The sequence below is a fragment of the Lysinibacillus pakistanensis genome (assembly GCF_030123245.1).
Classification (GTDB): domain Bacteria; phylum Bacillota; class Bacilli; order Bacillales_A; family Planococcaceae; genus Lysinibacillus; species Lysinibacillus pakistanensis.
Genome location: NZ_CP126101.1, coordinates 4039410 through 4056564, shown reverse-complemented (window position 1 = coordinate 4056564; position 17155 = coordinate 4039410). Strand labels below are relative to the sequence as shown.

The following is a 17155-nucleotide window of genomic DNA, read 5'->3' as shown; positions in this document are numbered from 1 at the left end:
TCTTTTTTCAGAAGTTAATGTTAATAAAAGAAATAATGAATTAATAAACCGATTCCTAAGAGGAAGCCGAAGAATGTATTAGTTTGGGCTGTAAATTTCATGGCAGGCATTACTTCCTTTGCTTCTTTTTTATCGCGGAAAATTTGAATCGCACGAAGAGGCTTTGGTACACATAAGAAAATAATTAAAGCCCAAAACGTAATACCGTCAATGGCTACAAGAGCGATTACCCATAGAAATGAGATAATAAAAAAGCCAGATAGTACAGAAATTGCCCGATCTCGGCCTACTAAAATAGCAAGTGTTTTTCTACCTCCCTCTGTATCTCCTACTATATCACGGATATTGTTGGATAGCATGATAGCACCAACTAAGATCATACTCGGTACAGATAGCAAAACAGCATCAAATGTCACTGTAAGCGTTTGAATATAAAAGGCGATTAAAACAATTCCCATTCCCATTACGGCACCTGATACAATTTCTCCAAAAGGTGAATAGGCAATAGGATATGGACCTCCTGTATATAAAAATCCAATAAGCATACAAACGAGGCCAACAGCAGCTAGCCACCAAGAGGTAGAGGCACATATGTAAATGCCAAGTAGCATTGCGATTGCATAAAAGCTTAATGCGATGGTCATGATTGTTTTTGGCTGAACACCATGACGAACAATGGTTCCACCAATACCAACGGAATGCTCATTATCTAATCCTAGCTTGTAATCATAATATTCATTGAACATATTTGTTGCTGCTTGTATAAGCATACTTGCAATGAGCATAGCAAAAAATAGTCCAAAATCAATTGTTTGTTTTTCAATCGCTAGTGCAATTGCTGTTCCTAAAAATACTGGAACGAATGAAGCGGTTAAAGTATGTGGACGTGTTAAATGCCACCAAACTTTAAAACCCCTATCAGCTTCAATGACTTTGGTCATAAGGTCTTTCTCTCCTTCAAATGTTGTCGACTCTTCTTATTTTAAACGAAGAATGAGAAAATGGGTAGGTTCACAGCTTATTACATACTGTTTACTGAAAAAAAGTGATACAATAGAACATGCATTTATGAGCTGGAGATAATTTATGTATTTTATAGCAATCGTACGAAAAAAAGAATCGTCTTACATAGTACGACGAATTTTTAAACGAATCAAGTAAAGGCTGGTAGACGTCATGAATGTTTTTGTGTGCAAAAAAAGAGGGTTAGAAAAAATGATGGACTTTGACCCACATTGCAAAACTAAGCACAATCAAACATTACACACATTGTCTCTGAAAAGATAGAGAAACAGTTACAATGCCAAACATGATTGTTGATGTACATTGCAACAACGGAGGTAATTTTCATGCAACAGAAGTGGTACCAAGCCACAGAAGTAGAAGTGGACTCTTTGGGCCAAAGCCTTCATTTTTATATGGAAACAATTGAAGTTAGTCGCTTATCTGCGCTAGCATTTTTTGCAGCAGGCGAGGGTAATTATAAAGGTGAACGATTTTATTGGCAAAATAGAGAAAAAACAATGACATTAGTAGGGCTAGGACATGCCTATACGATTCAGAATAACGCCAAAAATGATCGCTATGATGCTGTAGAAGCAGAATGGAAAAACTTAACAAGGAACTGTATGAAGGGGCAGGGCGAGCTACAGCCAATTTTGTTTGGTGGCTTTACATTTGATCCGCAAAATAATGTAGATGGAGAATGGACCAACTTTCCAGAGGCTTATTTTGCACTTGCCACATATCAGCTTGTTATTCGAGATGACAAAGCCTATGTCAGCATTCATCTCATTACAAAGAAAGAGCAGGCAGAGGATCAATTTGAAGCGTTACGTAAAGAGAGAGATTACCTAATTCATGCTGCTCAGGTAAAAGAAGTGAAAACGTATTCAAAGCCTGAAATCACAAGTTATTACGAACCTTATAAGGATCCGTATCTTGCATCCATTGACCAAGTGACAGCACTGATTAAACAAAAAAAGGCAGATAAAGTGGTGATCGCACGTTCCCTTGCATTGCAATTCAAAGAGCAAGTTTCTTCACCTCAAGTACTGTCACAGATTATTCATGAACAACCTGAGAGTTATTTATTTGGTTTAGAGCGTCAGGATTTATTGTTTTTTGGTGCGTCACCTGAACGACTTGTAAAGGTAGAAAATGGACGTGCCTTTTCATCTTGTATTGCTGGCTCCATCAAAAGGGGAAAGACAGCAGAAGAAGATGAAGCTTATGGTCAAAGCCTATTAAATGACCCGAAAAATGGGGGCGAGCATCAATATGTGGTAGACATGATTGCGGACACATTCCGTAGAAATTGTGTTGATATGAGGATACCTGATAACCCTCGCCTCTTAAAAATAAGGGATATACAACATCTATACACACCCGTTGAAGGGCAGTTAAATAGTGAGGCTACGATTTTACAGCTGACAAAATCCTTACATCCTACCCCTGCTCTAGGCGGTGTTCCCAGAACGGAGGCGATGGCAGCGATACGTAAGTATGAGCCTATGAATCGAGGCCTTTATGCTGGACCGATTGGTTGGGTAGATGCGGAAGGCAACGGGGAATTTGCAGTAGCCATACGTTCGGCTGCTTTACTGAAAGATAAAGCTTACTTATACGCTGGTGGCGGAATAGTTGCTGATTCAGAGCCACAATCTGAATATGAGGAAACATTAGTGAAATTCCGCCCAATGCTACGTGCGTTAGGAGGACATTTAAATGAATGAAAGGGAGATTTTAACAGAATACGTTTATCAAATGGTGGCAGCTCTTGTACAAGCTGGTGTAGAGAATGTTGTAGTTAGTCCAGGTTCTCGCTCAACACCCTTGGCTTATGCCTTTGCTTCAACGAAACAGCTTCATATGTATCGCCAGGTAGATGAACGATCTGCTGCCTTTTTCGCATTGGGAATTGCAAAGGCTACAGTAAAGCCTGTAGTACTATTATGTACATCTGGAACAGCTGCGGCAAACTATTTTCCGGCCATTGTGGAAGCGAGTTATGCCCGTGTACCACTAATTGTTATTACGGCAGATCGTCCACATGAATTACGAGAGGTAGGGGCACCACAGGCGATAAATCAGCCAAATTTATATGGTTCACATGTCAAATGGAGTGTAGATTTCCCATTAGCGGATAATGCTGCACCAACATTACCGTTTATCGAGCGCCATATCGCACGAGCAGTAGCCATTGCTACAAGTGCACCATTTGGACCAGTGCATATTAATGTCCCATTCCGGGAGCCGTTATTAATTGATTTTCGAGATGAGTTACCAGAAACAGCATTTAAACAAAGTAGGATGGCTCAGTTAATGCCTTCAAAGATAGCTCAGCAGGAATTATCCTCGATTTTACGAGCATCCGAACGAGGCTTTGTTATTATTGGGGAGCTGCCACTCGGCACAGATTTAACAATTATGTGGGATTTTGTTCGCCAGTTAAAATGGCCAGTTATCGTCGAGAGTCTATCAAATATGCGTACTTCAGTACCAGAGGATTGTTTACCTTATATTATAACAACTTATGATGCTATTATGAAGAGCGATGAGTTTAAAGCGCTGGTTAAACCTGATACAGTGCTTCGCTTCGGTGCACAGCCTGTTTCTAAATTTATCATGCAGTTTATTACAAATTCCCAGCCAACCGCTTATATTGTAGTTGATGAAGATCCGATGTTCCGGGACGCTTCTGGTGTATCTACTCATTTTATTCATGCGGAGTTAGGAGAATGGCTGACGAATTTAGACATCTCTGATACAGCACTAGATGCACAATATTTAGCTGAATGGCAGGATGCTAATGATATAGCGCTTGAATATATTGAGCACTATTCCGAAGCTGCTGTAGATGAGGGAGCAATGGTAAGCCGATTATTAAGGTTTATTCCAAATGGTAGTGATATTTTTGTGAGCAGTAGTATGCCTGTGCGTGATATTGATACGTTTTTAATGGCAACACCAAAAGATATTCGTATCATTGCAAATCGAGGAACAAATGGTATTGATGGTGTCGTGTCAACGGCAATGGGATTTAGTCAGGGGAATAACCGTGAAACCTACTTACTTATTGGTGATTTAGCCTTTTTACATGATATCAATGGTCTTATCGCATCAAGGTACCAAGAGTGTAATCTAACCATTATCGTGATGAACAATGATGGTGGCGGTATTTTCTCTTATTTACCACAATCCACTGTAGAAGCACATTATGAAGATTTATTTGGTACACCAACTGCCCTTGAATTCAATGATATTGCTCAGATGTATGAGATGGACTATATCCGTGTAGAAGATATTTCGGAGCTTTCTGAGAAGTTTACAACAGTAAAAACACGTTCATTGCGTTTGCTTGAAATTTTCACAGATAGAGAAGAAAATGTTTATGCGCATCGGGCACTTTGGAATCGCATTAATGCGGGGTTAAAAGCATGGCAAAGCTAATGATTCGAGGACTTGAAACATATGTTGAAATCTGGAACGAGAGAGCACAGCAAACGCTTGTCGCCCTACATGGTTTTACAGGTAGTACGGCTACATGGCGAAATTTGGCGAAAGCTCTGCCACATATACGAGTGATAGCGATCGATTGTATTGGACATGGTCAAACAGCAGTACCAGAGGAAATCAGTCGTTTCTCCATGGATGAGCAAATTCAAGATTTAGAGGAAGTAATTAGCCAGCTACGGCTAGAGCAATTTACACTGTTAGGCTACTCAATGGGAGGGAGGATCGCATTATCTTATGCAATCGCCTACCCTGAGCGAATCAAAAGGCTTATCTTAGAAAGTGCTTCTCCAGGCTTACGAACTTCACAAGAGCGTTCTGAACGCTGTGTGAGAGATAACGAACTAGCTGAAAAAATAATTCACAATGGATTACAATCATTCGTCAATGCATGGGAGAACATCCCTTTGTTTGAATCCCAAAAATCTTTACCAGAAAATGTGAGACAAATGATTAGGACAGAACGCCTTTCTCAGAAGGTGGAGGGCTTGACTGGAAGCTTACGTGGTATAGGAACGGGTAATCAGCCATCAAATTGGATGTCATTAGCACAGCTTGAATTTCCTGTCCTTTTAATAACGGGCACTCTCGATGAGAAGTTTTGTAAAATTGCACAAGAAATGAAAGCGTTATTAAAAAATGTTAAGCATACGACAGTAAATAACGCTGGACATGCAATTCATGTGGAAAATCCCGCTGAGTTTGCTACAATAATAGAGGAGTATTTAACGTAATCAATTTACGTTAATGCCTCGATAATGAACGAGGATTATATTGATTAGGAGGCAATTCAATGACACGTCAATGGACTACTTTACATACTTATGAAGACATTAAGTATGAATTTTATAACGGTATCGCAAAAGTTACGATTAACCGTCCAGAAGTACGCAATGCATTCCGACCAAAAACGGTAATGGAAATGATTGATGCTTTTTCACGTGCACGCGATGACAAAAATGTTGGAGTGATCATTTTAACTGGTGAAGGTGAACATGCTTTCTGCTCAGGTGGAGATCAAAAAGTTCGCGGTCATGGCGGCTATGTTGGAGAAGATGAAATCCCACGTCTAAACGTTCTTGACTTACAACGTTTAATCCGTGTAATTCCAAAACCTGTTGTGGCAATGGTTGCAGGCTATGCAATCGGTGGAGGGCATGTATTACATGTTGTCTGTGACTTAACAATTGCTGCTGACAATGCACGTTTTGGACAAACTGGACCAAAAGTTGGTTCCTTTGATGCTGGTTATGGCTCAGGCTATCTTGCACGTATTATTGGTCATAAAAAGGCACGTGAAATTTGGTATTTATGTCGTCAATATGATGCACAGCAAGCACTTGATATGGGATTAGTAAACACAGTTGTTCCTTATGAGCAATTAGAGGACGAAACTGTACAATGGTGTGAAGAAATGCTACAAATGTCACCGACTGCTCTACGCTTCCTAAAAGCAGCTATGAATGCAGATACAGACGGTTTAGCAGGTCTTCAACAAATGGCTGGCGATGCTACGCTTCTTTATTACACAACGGATGAAGCAAAAGAAGGTCGTGACGCATTTAAAGAGAAGCGCCAACCTGACTTCGGTCAATTCCCAAGATTCCCTTGATTAAATGAAGGATTGAACAGCTCGTATCTGATTAAAGATACGAGCTTTTTCTTTGTAGAATGGATGGAGTGACGGATAGACTCAGCTAATTGATGGATAGAATGGACAAAGTGGTTGTTTGGTCGCTCAAATTGAGGGATTGGCGACCAAAATTGACGGATAGAATGAAAGGACCCGTTCAAATAGACGGATGATGCTAGAAAGCGGTAAGATAAAGAGTGATAGGAGGGACAACAAGATGTATCCAAATTGGATTTTACAGCGAGCGTATTTAACACCATTGCGAAACGCTTTAACATATAAAGAACAAACATGGACATTTCAACAATTAAATGAATTATCAATTCAGCGTGCCAGACAACTTACAGCCCTTGGTATCAAGCAAGGAGACCGTATTGCGATAATGGGACCAAGCAAGCCGGAACTTGTCATTATGATCTATGCATGTATGCATTTACAGTGTGAAATGGTCATGCTAAATCGTAGGCTATCTCAGGCTGAAATAGCCTATCAGCTAGAGGATTCCGAGGCCGTGGTTATTTTAATTGCAGACGAAGATATTGAAAAACTACCTTCACATGCATCTCACCTTTTATTTTCTGCTATCGAAAAAGGGACTGAAGCCTCTATCGTGATTTCAAAAGAATGGTCCTTACATCAAACAACATCTATTATGTATACATCGGGTACAACAGGCTTTCCAAAGGGGGTTCGTCAAACGGTTGGCAATCATCAAGCAAGTGCAACATCTTCTGTCCTTAATATAGGTTTGCAAGCTGATGATACTTGGTTATGTGCGGTGCCCTTATTCCATATTAGTGGTTTTTCTATTTTAGTGCGCTCACTTTTGTATGGCAATAAAGTTCATTTATATGATTATTTTGATGTTGAGGCTATTTCACAAAATATTATCAATGGCGATGTCACACATATGTCAGTGGTCGCTGTAACCTTAGAAAGAATTCTACATACACTTGAGCAGCGAAGTGCGCAAGCCTCATCACGATTTAAACTGATGTTAGCAGGAGGTGGACCTGTACCAGTTGATTATTTAAAGAGAGCCAAAGCATTACATTTGGCAGTAGCTCAAACGTATGGCATGACAGAAACCTCATCACAGACAGCAACCTTAGCAAGCGAGGATGCGATGTCTAAAATAGGTTCAGCTGGAAAGCCTTTATTTTTTAATCAAATTCGAATTGCTGAGCCGAATTTAAGTGGTGAAGGCGAAATTTGCATACGTGGCCCACATGTTACCCCAGGCTATATTGGCCGTTTTGCACAAAAAAGTGCAACTGTTGATGGCTGGCTATATACAGGAGATATTGGTTATTTGGATGATGAGGGGTATTTATTTGTCATTGATCGTCGGGCAGATTTAATTATCTCTGGTGGTGAAAATATTTATCCTGCTGAAATTGAAAACGTACTTCTTACACATCCTGCGGTGAAGGAAGCGGGCGTCTGTGGTATTGATGATGAGAAGTGGGGACAGGTTCCAATTGCCTTTGTTGTTTTAAAAGAGCAAATACAGATCGATCAAATATTAGCATTTTGTCAAAAATTCCTTGCTAGATATAAAATACCAAAAAAAATTATTATTACAGATAAACTTCCTCGTAATGGTGCGAATAAACTACTACGCAGAAAGTTAAAGCAATAACCTAAAAAGAAGCCTTCCACTTGAATTGAAAAAGTCGATTTGCCACAAAAAATGTGCTGCAAATCGACTTTTTTAAGTTTCAGAGCTTTAGTACCCCCCATTTGTGTGGGCCTCTTTTATTTGTGGTAAAAATCCATTTAATTTACATGCTTTAAGAATTAAATTAATTATTTATTAACATAATAAGGAATGTTAGGCATAAACTATTTAGTAAAGGAGAATGGCTCATATGAGAAAATATATATATAATGCTGTCATTATAGTATTTGTTCTACAAATGAGTCATGTGCAAGTATTCGCAAACTATGAACATAAAAAAATGGCAACAGCTAATTCAATAGAAACACTACAAAATCTCATTCAATACGAAGTCATGCAGTTATCTACTAATTTTGACATTCGATATAGTGGTGACATATCAAACATTAAAGATGAACTATCTGATCTTATCAAACAAGCAATCAAAGATCCGTATATATATGCCAATATTTCTAGTTTTAAATGGAAGTATGATGGCTATGCCAATAATATTGTCATTAGCTTTGAGTTTACGTATCATATTACACCTGCAGAAGAAGCATTTGTTGAACAGACTTTAAAAAATATTATTGCGCCTATGTATGGATTAACTGAATTGCAGAAGTTACAGGCTGCACATGATTTTATTGTTTTATCTGCCGAGTATTCAAAGGAAACAATCGGAAGTCAATATTCTCCCTATACATTATTAACGGAAAATAAGGGAGTATGTCAGGCGTATGCACTTGTACTTTATCGGATGTTAGAGATGTTAGACTTTGAGGTGCAATACGTACCAGGTAACGTTGGGGAACAGCTACATGCCTGGGTTTTAGTGAAGCTCCAAAATGACTGGTATCATATCGATGTGACATGGGATGACCCATTGCCCGATCGCAAAGGCGAGGTGCGTTACCAATATTTTTTAGTTTCTGATCGCCAACTAGCACAGGATCACTCGTGGGATTATGCTAGTTTTCCAGCAGCTAAAAGTGAAGCTTATGTTGATTTGCAACGCACCAGTAAGGTGGAGGAACTACCAAGACAAATACTAAATAATGATTTCTCTCTTAATAAGGGGAAAATTGTAATCGATAATAATCAAAATCCTTTAAAAAGCTTGCTAATAAAGCCCACGAATTTAAAAATGACCAAGGAAAATGAGGAAACAATTCAGATACTTCTTCAAGACGTAGGGCTATCCATTCTTATTGAAGACAGTATCTTGCTGATGAAGAATTGGCAAAAGAAAACCTATGAAGCTGTTAACACAACAGAGAGCTGGCTAACAAGTATTGATAGAATTGAAAAACGAATGCCACAAGAAAAATACGTCATACTAAAGGAGGTGTCCCATAAGATTTTAGGGGCACCTCCTTCCTCATTTATTTTTCTGTACTTAGAGCTGTTTTTAATGTTTGTATATTTTTATCCATCAGTGTAAAGTAAGTTTCTTTATTTTTAACATCATCTGCAGTTAAAATACTTAGATTATGCAAGACAAGGGATTTTGCACCCACTTCTTTTTGGATAACCTCAGCTAATTTAGAGGAAACGTTTTGTTCAAATAAAATGTAATGAATGTGTAGATCATTTGCTTTATCGACAATCGCTGTAAGCTCTTTTTGAGATGGTTCATTTTGTGAATTCAGACCGGCGATTGGCATTTGCGTTAAGCCATATTGACCTGCAATATAGCCAAAGGCAGCGTGGGATACGAAGAAAGTCTTTTCTGGTGCTTTTTCAGCCATCGCTTTAAAGGATTGATCTAATTCCTGTAGTTCCTTCACTAATGCTTCATAATTTGCTGTAAATGTAGCTTCTTGTTCTGGCATTTTTTCAATTAAAGTATCTTTAATGGAAAGGGCTAAATCCTGACTGATAATAGGGGATAGCCAAACATGAGGATCTACATTTCCGTGATCATGATCGTCATGTTCATGTTCATCCTCAGAATGACTGTGCTCTTCTTCCGTTACAGCATGATCATGATCTTCTTCATCAGCATGTGTGTGGCCAGTGCTAATCGCTAATTTTTCATCTGAAACATGATCGGCAGTGGCAATCATAGTTACGTCTTCTTTAGCAAGCGTTTTTTTGGCATTTTCAACAAAGCCTTCTAATCCTAAACCAACATAGAAAAATAGATCAGCATCTGCTAGCTTCATCATATCTTTTTGAGTTGGCTCAAATGTGTGCTCATTGGCACCAGCCGGATAGATAGAGGATACCTCAACAAAATCGCCACCAATTCGTTGAGTAAAATAACTTAAAGGATAAACCGTTGTATAAATAGTCATTTTCTCTTTACTCTCTGATTGTTTGGGGAATGTTGTTGATGATTTATCCCCACAGGCCGCAGTGAATAAAGCAAGAACAGTAACTAAAAACAATAAAAGTGCTTTTTTCATATTATTATATACCTCTTTCAAATAGTAATCATTACGATTTGTTTTTTAGAACAGTTATTATCATAACGCACATCTGAAAAAAGTACAAGAAAAAATGACCCTCGAAAATTAATTTTTTTTCGAAGGCCATTTTTCAGGAACTGGATCAAAGCCTCCAGGATGAAATGGATGACATTTTGATATACGTGTAATTGTTAAAAAAAATCCTTTGATGGCACCATGTTTTTGAAAGGCTTCAAGCCCATATGAGGAGCATGTGGGATAAAAGCGGCAGGATGGCGGCGTCATTGGTGAAATAAATTTTCTATAAAACTTTATGAGCCATATAAAGGGATATTTCATTGCTGCTGATCCTTTTGTTGTACTTCGGCTTGCTCAGGCTTAGCATCAATTGTTTGCGTTAAAAAGCTTCCTTTTTTCTTTAAAAGGACAATGACTGATACGCCGAACATAAGCATCATCATGGCAATCATAATTATTATTGGTAATGGTACCCCCATAGTGTTCACTCCAAATTCATTTAATAATATTAGTATAAAAGAGTTGTATAGAAAAATATACTAATTGAATTTATCATCATTTTGTCTAAAGCTTTGTTGCGGCTTTTCATCAATTGTATGTTTAAAGGCATATGCACGGTTGACACTGATAATTGTAGCAGCCGTTATTATTATGACAATGATTACTGCCACAACTAAGAGCGTAATTAAACTCATGGCATTCACTCCATTTCCTATTCATCATTTTCTATTATAAGGTAGATACTCTTTTAAATTGTGAAGGAAGTTTGACATTCCAACGAATAAAACAGCACTTTTACCACCATACTGTGGTAAAAGGAGTGTTTTTAGAGATGGATCGCCAGCGAGTATATTTTTCACTAGCCGATAAAATGTATTATACAAACCCGCAAGCAGGACCGTGGAATTTTGAGCTTAATATAGATCGACAAGCATTGGATGTTTTTGAAAGAATCTTTCAGCAAATGCAACTGCTTGAAATTTCCAATGCTTGGCGTGCACAATTACCTTATTTGCAATATCACTTAGATCGAGAAAATGATGAAATAGATTTACGATTAATGAAAATTTATGCGCTTATTCATGAATATGGGGATGAGGACACGAAGGCCTTTGTGGAACAGCTTCCTTACTTTAATAAACGTGTATAAAAGTAGAGGGTCACTTGAATTAGGTGACCCTCCTTTCCTTAACATATAGCTTTTAAAATAGTAAAAACAGCTTCTCTTGGTACAATAACAGGGATTGTAAGCTTGTCTTTTAGTGTATTTTTCATGGTAGTTGAGTAGCCCATGCAATCTAGGATAAGTAATTCAGCTCCATGTAATTGCAATTCTTTAGCCTTTAATAATAAATCCTGTTCATTAAAACGATAGGGGGAGCTGGCAGCGAAGGTCACATTAAATTGAGCCTTCTGCCATTTTTCTGCCACAGTCATTTGCTGCTCAGGCTCAGGCCCGATTAAACCAAGCGTTAAATCAGCATTCATCCCTTTGACTAAATAGGTCAACATACGATCAGGGAGCAAAAGATTCTTACCACTTAAGGAGTTAGTGAAATCACCTGTGCACATAAGTAAAATCCATGTAAATTCCTGAAGCTCATAAATCCGTTTTTGGATAAAAGGCATCAGCTTCCTTTTACTAAGTTTTACCTGATTACCTGTAGCAAGAAGAGTAACTAGAACATCTGAATCCTCTCTAGCAGGAGCTAGTGCTGCTATTTCTGAGGAAGTCAGTAAATCAAGGACACCGAATTCTGTTACATGTAAACCTGCATCTTTTAATTGTTGAATATCAGGAGCCATATCCTTGCGAGGTGCTTGTCCAATCGTTACAATTGCGATTTTTGATTTCACCAATTTTTTTCACTCCGCTTCGTAATATTTTTTACCATTGACATAGGTTTGTAGTACTTTTGCTTCCGTTTCAAAAATGGGATGAGACCATACGACAAAATCTGCGTCTTTGCCTATCTCTAAAGAGCCAATACGATGATCGAGCTGTACAAGCGTAGCCGCATGAATGGTGATACTTTTTAATGCTGTTTCTTCATCCAATCCATAGCGAATAGCTTCAGAGGCACAATACTTCAAATATTGAATAGGTACAAATGGATGATCAGTCATAATAGCAAATGGAATAGCATGCTCTTTAAAAATTTTTGCGATTGCCGGTGTTGAATTGCGAGTTTCATATTTTGATGGTGTAAGCATATAGGGTCCTACAGTTGCATTAAATCCACTAGCCTTTACAGCATCAACGATCATATGTCCCTCGGTACAATGTTCTAGATGTAGCTGAACATTAAATTCCTTTGCAATACGAATCGCTGTCATAATATCATCTGCTCGATGACAGTGAAGGCGTAGGGGCATTTCTCCTCGTAGCACCTCGATGAAAGGTCGTAGCTCCAAATTATGCTTGACATGCTTCGATTTTTCTTCTTCACTTAAGCGAGTGGCACGTTGAAAACCATCACGTAGCAATTGAGCAATGGCCATACGCGTCATAGGCTTACGCTTATACTGATTACCAAAAACGTTTTTAGGATTTTCACCTAATGCACCCTTTAACCCACTGCGCTCAACAAGTATCCTTGAAGCAAGTGTTGGTCCCGCTGTTTTTAAAATGCTCCAAATACCACCGATAACATTGGCACTGCCTGGACCTGTTTGTACAGTCGTGACGCCACCTTCCAGAGCATGCTGAAACGAGAAGTGTCGAATATCCACACTATCTAAAGCATGCATTAGGGGTGTAAAGGGTTCACTATATTCATTGGCATCGTTAATATCCTCCGTAACCTCTGCCCATGTACCAACATGAGCATGAATATCGATTAAACCTGGTGTAACAAATGCACCGTGTAAATCTATTTTTTCAGCATTGTCAGGGATTTCTTTGGCTGGTCCAGTATACACAATGCGACCATCATCTATCCATAGCTGTTCAAAAGTATCATTTTGTTCATTGACGGCTACAAATTTTGCATTATGGAAAATGATCATATTGTTATACCCTCTTCCCATGAATATTCTTTCTTTCCTTTAATAAAAGTAGCAACCACTTTTGCATCTAAATCTAATGGATGCTTATTCCAAACAACAAAGTCAGCTAATAGCCCATCTTTAATGGACCCTGTTAGATGTTCAATTCCAAGTAAAGTTGCTGCACCTGTCGTTAATGCATAGAGAGCATCCTGACGAGGCAATTTCTCTCGAACTGCTAAACATGCCTCTAATGCTAGATGAGTTGAGCTGCTTACCGGGTGGTCTGTACAAAAGACAAATGGAATTTCACGTGCAGCTAATTGTGAATATAACTTTGGTGAAAGTGCCATCATTTCATTATGCTCAATATAACGGAAGGTAGGGCCTGCAATCACCGTATTAAAGGATGCTCCCTCAAGCAATGGAATTTCAGTACCATGAATTATATGAAATTCAAAAGGGAACTCTTGTTGAAGGCGAACAATCAGCTCCATATCGACAGCTTTATGTGCTCGAACCAAAATTTTGCGAATCAGCGGCTCTTGTTCTTGAATTTGTTGGAGCGTTTCTCTCATAATTTTGGCAATGCCCATACGTGTAAGTGGTTTTTTCTGCGCAGTAAAAAATGTACTTTTGGCATTTTGACCGATTGAGAAGGAATAGCCGAAATCTTTTTTAATCACCATTTCATCAACAGTTGAAGGTGTATGGTGTATGATAGCCGTCTTTGCACCAACCAAGCTTTTAGGAGAGGGGACAATATGCGAGGCAGTTATACCATGTGAAAGGGCATTTTTAAAAGCTGTATCAAAGGGATAGATGCCATCAATAACTGAATATTGTAGATGTGATTCAAACTCAAAGCTATCATCACCCTCCCAGCGTATGCCAATTTCAGCTAATCCGATTTGTGAGCAGCTATCAATAAAACCTGGTGTAATGTAATAGCCGTGAAGATTGATTTCCGTTTCAGCCGTATTTAATTGTGTGAAATATTGTCCATGTACTTCAAAATCAGTATTTTCAAAACTACGAGTCTCAGAATTGAAAACAAGACCATTTATATAACGAGTCATCGTTTGCGCTCCCTTTCCTGTGAATAGAAAAGCGGAGACTAATCATCTCCACTTTTCATGTTAAATTATTTTGAAATTGAAACGTTCGTCCCGTTAGGGTGTACAATTTGTACGGAGTTATCTGCAGAAACCTCAAAGCCTTTTACCTTTTTATTCACGCCAGCTACCGTTTGTGTAGCCTCTAATTCAATACGAGGAACATCAGCTAAAATTAGTTTCAAAGCTTCTTGATATAATTTTGCACGTTCTTCTTGGACAACTGTTTCCGATACCGCACGTTCTAATAATTTATCAACTTCTGGATTGCTATAGCCTTTCCCGTTACCTAAAGCACCAATTTGATTTGTGTGGAATAATTGGTATAGGAAGAAGTATGGATCTGGATACCATGTCCAGCCACCAATATTCATGGATGCTTTCCCTTTAGCAACTGTATCACTGTAAGTTCCCCACTCAAGAACCTTGATATCTACATCAATGTTTAAGTTTTTCTTTAATTGGCTTTGGAAAATAGTTGCGTAAGGAACACGTGCCTCAGATACAAAAATTTCTGTTTTAAAGCCATCTGGATATCCAGCTTCAGCTAATAACTTTTTAGCTTCCTCAGGATTGTACTTTGGTACTAAGTCAATTAAAGCTTTATCATAGCCCCATGAACCTGGAGGCAGAGGTAAATAAGAAACATCGCCACCACCCCATTGGTTAACACCAGTGATAATTTCCTCTACATTTGTTGCCATATAGATAGCTTCACGTACACGCTTATCTGCCGTTGGACCTACCTTGTTATTAAGATCAAGATAAACAATCGATAAGCCAGGATTTGTTAAAAGCTCAAAATTACTGTCTTGGCTAATAATTTCACGATTTTGACCTTTTACATCCATTGCGATATCGATATCTCCTGAACGTAATGCATTTGTCATCATGTTTTGATCAGAAATAAATTTCATTGTTACATTATCAAGATGAGGTTTTTCACCCCAGTAACCTTCATTGCGGACTAGCTTTACTTCTTGGTCCTTTTTCCATTCAGTTAATTGGAATGGACCTGTTCCGATGAAATGCTCAGAGAAATTGTCCCCCCAGCCCTCAACCTCTTCTTTTGGAATAATGATATTACCTGCGTCAGTTAACATAGCTAGTAATGCGGCATTTGGAGATGCTAAATGAATCTCAACCTCATAATCAGAAATTACTTTTACCTCTGTTACGCCACTTAGACGATTCATTGCAGATTCTTTTGCGGAGCGCTCTAACGAATATTTTACGTCCTCTGCAGTCATATCACGACCGTCTTGATATTTCCCTTTTTGGAATTTTACTCCCTCACGTAACTTGAATGTATACACTAACATATCGTCTGATACTTTCCATTCCGTAGCTAAGGAAGGAATGATATCTGATAAATCCTTGTTATAAACAACTAAAGTATCACCCATTTGACGCATTACCTGTGATTCGTAAACCCCAGTGTATTTAATGGGATCAAAAGTTTTTGAATTTGCTGAAAGACCGATATTTAATGTTCCACCTGATGTAGCTTCGCCTTCTTTTTCTTCTGATGTATTCTTCTTATCAGAGTTACCACCACAGGCTGCTAAAATCCCAATCATTAAAGTTAAAAACAGTAATAGTACAGATTTTTTTACGTTTATTTTCTTCATACATGCTAGCCTCCTTATATTTTGTTTCACAATATGAACCGTTGATTCAAAAATGGTAGGTTCGAAATAAAAGTAGCACATTTGTAAATAGAAAGTAAATAAAAAATTATAAAGATTCAGAAAAAAAAATATTTACAAATAATTATCACTGGGTGTAGTATTTAGTTATTCACAATATGAACCACTGATTCTAATAATGAAAAGGAGGTCTTGAAAAATGGGCTCATTTATTTTAAAAAGGTTAATAAACCTTATCCCGACACTGCTAGTAGTTGGAATCATCGTATTTATTATTACAAGAATGATTCCAGGTGATCCGGCATCTGTTATGTTAGGTCCTCAAGCAAGTGTGGAAGATGTAGAGAATTTAAGGGAAGAGTTAGGGTTAAATAAATCGATCCCATCACAATTTATTTCCTATGTAGCGGACCTAGCGCAACTTAATCTGGGTTATTCATATTCTTATAGTGAATCTGTCATTGGGCTCATTATAGAAAGATTTCCGAATACAGTGATATTAGCTCTGGCAGCGCTTCTAATTGCAGTAGTCATTGGGATTCCCGCAGGAATATTAGCAGCAAGAAAGCAAAATACAATAATAGATTATGTAGTCATGCTTATATCCTTAGTGGGTGTCTCTATGCCAATTTTTTGGCTGGGAATTATGCTAGTGTTATTCTTTAGCGTCAATCTGGGATGGCTACCTGCAACGGGGATGGGAAATTTAGATGATGGACTTTGGCCATATATCAAACATTTACTGTTACCAGCATTTGCATTAGCTACTATACCGATGGCAACATTTGCTCGTATTACACGTTCGAGTATGCTGGAAGTTATTTCACAGGATTATATTAAAACTGCACGTTCTAAAGGTATTAAGGAATATTTAGTTATCGGTAAACATGCATTTAAAAATGCATTAACGCCTATTTTAACTGTACTAGGTATGCAAATCTCAAATTTACTAGGCGGTGCTGTATTAACTGAAACGATTTTTAGTTGGCCGGGTATGGGGCGACTTATTGTAGATGCGATAGATAAGCGTGACTTTGTCGTTGTACAGGGGACAGTTATTTTTATTGCCTTCATCTTTGTCCTTATTAACTTAATCGTGGATGTTTTATATAAAGTCGTAAATCCAAAAGTAAATCTTGAATCGGATGGGGGGAAAAAGTAAC

At 38.2% G+C, this 17155-nt stretch carries 17 protein-coding genes; 8 read left to right on the top strand and 9 right to left on the bottom strand.

The window, feature by feature from the left end:
* Window positions 1-20: 20 nt before the first annotated feature.
* Window positions 21-941, bottom strand: a complete 921-nt coding sequence (locus tag QNH24_RS20155; RefSeq protein WP_283869270.1) for a 1,4-dihydroxy-2-naphthoate polyprenyltransferase — start codon at window positions 939-941, stop codon at window positions 21-23.
* Between the two features lie 408 nt (window positions 942-1349).
* Between QNH24_RS20155 and QNH24_RS20150 the strand changes: the two genes are divergently transcribed.
* The 6 genes from QNH24_RS20150 to QNH24_RS20125 all read left to right on the top strand — a co-directional run bounded on the left by QNH24_RS20150 (window position 1350) and on the right by QNH24_RS20125 (window position 9252).
* Window positions 1350-2735 carry an isochorismate synthase gene (locus QNH24_RS20150; protein WP_283869269.1) on the top strand — a complete coding sequence of 462 codons (1386 nt, stop codon included), beginning with the start codon at window positions 1350-1352 and terminating at the stop codon, window positions 2733-2735.
* A complete protein-coding gene (gene menD / locus QNH24_RS20145; RefSeq protein ID WP_054771365.1) occupies window positions 2728-4452 on the top strand; it encodes a 2-succinyl-5-enolpyruvyl-6-hydroxy-3-cyclohexene-1-carboxylic-acid synthase in 1725 nt (574 codons plus the stop codon). Before QNH24_RS20150 ends, menD begins: the two co-directional genes overlap by 8 nt.
* The gene (gene menH, locus QNH24_RS20140) at window positions 4440-5249 is read left to right on the top strand and encodes a 2-succinyl-6-hydroxy-2,4-cyclohexadiene-1-carboxylate synthase (protein ID WP_283869268.1); all 810 of its coding nucleotides are present in this window, start codon (window positions 4440-4442) and stop codon (window positions 5247-5249) included. The genes menD and menH overlap by 13 nt, the downstream gene beginning before the upstream one ends.
* A gap of 59 nt (window positions 5250-5308) precedes the next feature.
* Window positions 5309-6127 (top strand): 1,4-dihydroxy-2-naphthoyl-CoA synthase, encoded by an 819-nt coding sequence (gene menB, locus QNH24_RS20135; RefSeq protein ID WP_054771366.1) that lies wholly within the window; start codon window positions 5309-5311, stop codon window positions 6125-6127.
* Window positions 6128-6365: 238 nt separating this feature from the next.
* The gene (locus QNH24_RS20130; protein ID WP_283869267.1) at window positions 6366-7790 is read left to right on the top strand and encodes an o-succinylbenzoate--CoA ligase; all 1425 of its coding nucleotides are present in this window, start codon (window positions 6366-6368) and stop codon (window positions 7788-7790) included.
* A 229-nt stretch (window positions 7791-8019) separates the two neighbouring features.
* Window positions 8020-9252, top strand: coding sequence for a transglutaminase domain-containing protein (locus QNH24_RS20125; RefSeq protein ID WP_283869266.1), 1233 nt, complete (start codon window positions 8020-8022; stop codon window positions 9250-9252).
* Here the strand turns inward: QNH24_RS20125 and QNH24_RS20120 are convergent.
* The 4 genes from QNH24_RS20120 to ytzI all read right to left on the bottom strand — a co-directional run bounded on the left by QNH24_RS20120 (window position 9194) and on the right by ytzI (window position 10935).
* Window positions 9194-10219, bottom strand: coding sequence for a metal ABC transporter solute-binding protein, Zn/Mn family (locus QNH24_RS20120; RefSeq protein ID WP_283869265.1), 1026 nt, complete (start codon window positions 10217-10219; stop codon window positions 9194-9196). The genes QNH24_RS20125 and QNH24_RS20120 overlap by 59 nt on opposite strands.
* Before the next feature lie 108 nt (window positions 10220-10327).
* Window positions 10328-10561 carry a membrane protein insertion efficiency factor YidD gene (gene yidD / locus QNH24_RS20115; RefSeq protein ID WP_054771367.1) on the bottom strand — a complete coding sequence of 78 codons (234 nt, stop codon included), beginning with the start codon at window positions 10559-10561 and terminating at the stop codon, window positions 10328-10330.
* On the bottom strand, window positions 10558-10719 hold the full coding sequence (locus tag QNH24_RS20110) for a hypothetical protein (protein WP_283869264.1): 162 nt from the start codon (window positions 10717-10719) through the stop codon (window positions 10558-10560). Before QNH24_RS20110 ends, yidD begins: the two co-directional genes overlap by 4 nt.
* A 60-nt stretch (window positions 10720-10779) precedes the next feature.
* Window positions 10780-10935 carry a YtzI protein gene (gene ytzI, locus QNH24_RS20105; RefSeq protein ID WP_283869263.1) on the bottom strand — a complete coding sequence of 52 codons (156 nt, stop codon included), beginning with the start codon at window positions 10933-10935 and terminating at the stop codon, window positions 10780-10782.
* A gap of 137 nt (window positions 10936-11072) precedes the next feature.
* Here ytzI and QNH24_RS20100 point away from each other — a divergent pair, with 137 nt between their 5' ends.
* The gene (locus QNH24_RS20100) at window positions 11073-11390 is read left to right on the top strand and encodes a transposase (protein WP_283869262.1); all 318 of its coding nucleotides are present in this window, start codon (window positions 11073-11075) and stop codon (window positions 11388-11390) included.
* Between the two features lie 38 nt (window positions 11391-11428).
* Here the strand turns inward: QNH24_RS20100 and QNH24_RS20095 are convergent, their stop codons facing one another.
* The 4 genes from QNH24_RS20095 to QNH24_RS20080 all read right to left on the bottom strand — a co-directional run bounded on the left by QNH24_RS20095 (window position 11429) and on the right by QNH24_RS20080 (window position 15974).
* Window positions 11429-12097, bottom strand: a complete 669-nt coding sequence (locus QNH24_RS20095; RefSeq protein WP_283872899.1) for an AroM family protein — start codon at window positions 12095-12097, stop codon at window positions 11429-11431.
* Window positions 12098-12106: 9 nt separating this feature from the next.
* On the bottom strand, window positions 12107-13249 hold the full coding sequence (locus QNH24_RS20090) for an amidohydrolase family protein (RefSeq protein WP_283869261.1): 1143 nt from the start codon (window positions 13247-13249) through the stop codon (window positions 12107-12109).
* On the bottom strand, window positions 13246-14307 hold the full coding sequence (locus QNH24_RS20085) for an amidohydrolase family protein (protein ID WP_283869260.1): 1062 nt from the start codon (window positions 14305-14307) through the stop codon (window positions 13246-13248). The genes QNH24_RS20090 and QNH24_RS20085 overlap by 4 nt, the downstream gene beginning before the upstream one ends.
* A gap of 65 nt (window positions 14308-14372) precedes the next feature.
* Window positions 14373-15974 (bottom strand): ABC transporter substrate-binding protein, encoded by a 1602-nt coding sequence (locus QNH24_RS20080; protein WP_283869259.1) that lies wholly within the window; start codon window positions 15972-15974, stop codon window positions 14373-14375.
* A gap of 217 nt (window positions 15975-16191) precedes the next feature.
* Between QNH24_RS20080 and QNH24_RS20075 the strand changes: the two genes are divergently transcribed.
* Entirely contained in the window at window positions 16192-17154 is a 963-nt protein-coding gene (locus QNH24_RS20075; protein ID WP_283869258.1) for an ABC transporter permease, read from the top strand.
* Window position 17155: the final 1 nt, after the last annotated feature.